This window comes from Bradyrhizobium sp. (assembly GCF_035701725.1).
Classification (GTDB): Bacteria; Pseudomonadota; Alphaproteobacteria; order Rhizobiales; family Xanthobacteraceae; genus Bradyrhizobium.
Map to the genome: position 1 here is coordinate 1 of NZ_DASSRP010000050.1, position 3,264 is coordinate 3,264.

Annotated in this window: 2 protein-coding genes and 1 pseudogene; 1 reads left to right on the forward strand and 2 read right to left on the reverse strand. The window is 62.8% G+C overall.

Going from position 1 to position 3,264, the window contains the following annotated elements; translation table 11 throughout:
• Positions 1–86: 86 nt before the first annotated feature.
• Together VFL62_RS02610 and VFL62_RS02615 are read right to left on the reverse strand one after the other, a co-directional pair.
• Positions 87–1,094 carry an IS110 family transposase gene (locus VFL62_RS02610; RefSeq protein WP_325170823.1) on the reverse strand — a complete coding sequence of 336 codons (1,008 nt, stop codon included), beginning with the start codon at positions 1,092–1,094 and terminating at the stop codon, positions 87–89.
• A 160-nt stretch (positions 1,095–1,254) separates the two neighbouring features.
• Positions 1,255–2,629, reverse strand: a pseudogene (locus VFL62_RS02615) (transposase).
• Positions 2,630–2,860: 231 nt separating this feature from the next.
• Here VFL62_RS02615 and VFL62_RS02620 point away from each other — a divergent pair.
• A partial coding sequence (locus VFL62_RS02620) for an ABC transporter substrate binding protein (protein ID WP_325170822.1) occupies positions 2,861–3,264 on the forward strand: 404 nt, incomplete at its 3' end.

Here is a 3,264-nt window from a genome sequence, read left to right on the forward strand (position 1 = left end):
GAATCGGCGCCGTCATCTGCTCCCTCCCTCGGGCGTCGCTCCGCTCGGGAGCTCGGTTCGACCTCCTGTCCAGCTGGAGTGTCTGGCTATGCCGGTTTGAACTGGGTGCCGTGTCGCAGCATGGCATGCATGATGATGGCAAGGCGCCGCGCGAGCGCGATCCGCGCCTTGCGCATCGTGGATCGCCTGGCGATCGCAAATGCCCAGTCCTTGAGCTTCAGCGGCTGCTTGTAACGCGTCAGCATGACGTTCGCGGCCTCGTACAGTAGTGTGCGCACTCGCCGGTCGCCGCATTTCGAGATGCTGCCGGTGTAGTCAACCTCACTCGACTGATAGCGCCGCGGCACCAGACCCAGATAGGCGCCAATGTCACGAGATCGCCGGAAGCGTCCGGGGTCGTCAACGGCGGCGGTGAAGGCGAGTGCGGTGAGTTGGCCGACACCAGGAATGCTCATCAGCCGGCGGCAAGCGTCGGATGCCCTGACCATCCGCTTGATGTCCGCGTCGATCGCCACGACGGCGGCGAGCACGGCAGCACGCGCTGCAACCAGCCCCCGCATCGCGGCAGACAGACCGGGGATACCCTCGCTCGCCTGGAGCGCCTGCCTGATAAAGGCGGAGCTGAGCGCACGGGGCAGCCGGATACCGAACACCACGGCAAGACCACGGATCTGGTTCTCCAGGGTAACCCGCTGGCCGACCAGCTTTTTGCGAGCGATGATTAGCGACCGGACGGCGTGTGCCGGCAGTGATTTCACATGAACCGGTTTGAAGAAGCCGGTGCGGGCGAGATGCGCCAGGCCGCGTGCATCGTTGCGGTCGGTTTTGTGCGTCGCCAATGACTTCAGCGCCTGATAGGCTTGACGGCTCTCGACGCAGACGACGGGTAATCCTAGCCGGCTCAAGCCATGGTAGAGCATGGGTGCCATCCGGCCTGTTTCGAACAGTACCCGCCGACAGGCCTGTACCTGCGCGAGCGCAGCTGCAATATCGGCCGGTGTCGAGGGCACCTTCACCTCGTGCACGACAGCGCCGTCTCGAGTGACGACACACACGCGCGTCTCTGCCATCGAGACATCCAGGCCGGCAAATATTCAATGTTCGGTCTCCCCTTTCCAATGACGGAGCCGATCCTATCGGCATCCAGGGAAGAGCCACCGACCATTACCCAATGTTGAAAAACCCGGCGGCTGCCGCTTGAAGGGGTAATCGCGAGCCTCGCGGTGAGCGGCTAGGGTGATGGGCAATCCTCTCTCAGGTGGCGGGGATCGCCTGCGCGCCGGGGATGAGCTTTGCGAGTTTGCGCAGGTTCTGGGCGATCGCGGCGAGGTGGAATTCGTCGCGGGCGCCGTGGGGCCCACGCCGCCTTAACCGGTCGAGCTTTAGGATGCGTTTGAGGTGGGCCAACAGCATCTCGACCTTTTTGCGCTGATAGCGCGAGGTCTGGTAGGCCTCGGTCTTGGCGATCTCGCGAGCCAGGTCACGTGCGCCTTCATAGATCGAGCGCGGGACCTTGCGGGCTGGAGTGTTCAGGCAGCAGCGCGGCTTTAGCGGGCATGGCTCGCAATCATGTTTGCTGGCCCGATAGCGCAGCGAGTTGTCCTTCATCACGCCAATCCGCGGAACAGTGAACTGCCGGCGATAACGCCGAAGCGTCTTTCCGGCCGGGCAACGGTAGGTGTCGCTGGTGTGATCGTAGACGAAGTCCGCGCGCGAGAAGGTGTCGTCGGTGCGCTTGGACTTGTCGAACACCGGGATGTGCGGTTCGATCCCGCGCTCATTCACCAGCCAGTTCAACATCTCGGCCGAGCCCTAGGCGCTGTCCCCAATCAGTCTGGCGGGGTAGAGGTCGAAGCACTCCATCGATCGCTCGATCATGCGTTTTGCCGCCAGAATCTCAGCCTGACGGATCGCCGTCGTCGCCTCGACATCGACAATGATCGCGTTGTCGACATCGATCAGATAGTTGGTCGAATAGGCGAAGAACGCCGGTCCGCGGTGCGCCGCAGTCCACCGCGTCGCCGGGTCGGAAGGTGCAATGAACTTTGGCGTAACCTCGCTTGCCGCGCCAAAGGCTGCATCATCGAGCGCCGCGAGATATTCCGCGACCGCACGACCGGTCGCGGTCGGCGGCAGACCCGCGTTACCCTCGATGCGATTGCGGTCGCTGGTGTCGGCCTGGATCAAACTAGCATCGACGGCAAAGCCCTCGCCGCCAATAAGGCCCTCGTCGATGCAGCGCTGCAGGACGGTCTCGAACAGCCGGCGCAGTAAATCGCTTTCGCGAAAGCGGCCATGGCGGTTCTTGGAAGGTCGAGTGGTCCGGCACGTCGCCATCGAGCCCCAGGCGGCAAAACCAGCGATACGCCAGGTTCAGGTGGACTTCTTCACACAGCCGCCGTTCGGAGCGGATGCCCAAGCAGTACCCGACAATCAGCATGCGGATCAGCAGTTCCGGATCGACTGAAGGCCGCCCCGTCTCGCTGTAGAAGGGTGCCAAGTGGGTCCGAAGTCCATCGAGGTCAACAACGCGATCGATCGCCCGCAACAGATGCTTCTCAGGCACATGCCGTTCGAGCGAAAACTCGTAGAACAACGCGTCCTGCTGGACTTGCCGCTCCCCCATCATCGACTGCCCCCCAGCCGTCGTGACTTGAGATATCAAGCAATTATACCACGATATTCCAAAAGTTTTTCAACACAATCGCCCCCAAACCTGCCGTTCGCAATCGCCGTGCGGATCGGCTGAGTTGGGTGGAAACCCGCCATTTCGTTCGGCGTATCGGAAATTGCTCTGTTAAGGCATATTCGCCTCGTCATCGGATCGACGTCGAGCATGAGGCGGCGCGAGTTCGTGCAATTGGCCACCAGTACGGCCATGGCGTGGCCGCTCGCGGCGCGCGCGCAGCAGTCCGAGCGGGTTCGCCGTGTCGGCGCGTTGATAGGCTGGCCCGAGAACCACCCGTTCACCCAGAAAAGTGTGGCGGCCTTCGCACAGGCGCTGAGGCGTTTCGGATGGGTCGAGGGCAGGAATATCGTGATCGATTACCGCTTTGCCGCGGGCGATCCCAGGCGCTACAAAACCTATGCGGCCCAGCTGGTCGGCTTGGCGCCGGACGCAATTCTCGCCAGCCCCGGATCGAGTCTACCGGCGCTGCGGCAGCAGACGCGTTCGATACCGATCGTTTTCGTGCTTCTGGCCGATCCCGTCGGGCAAGGCTTTGTTCAAAGCCTCGCGCGGCCCGGCGGCAACATCACGGGGTT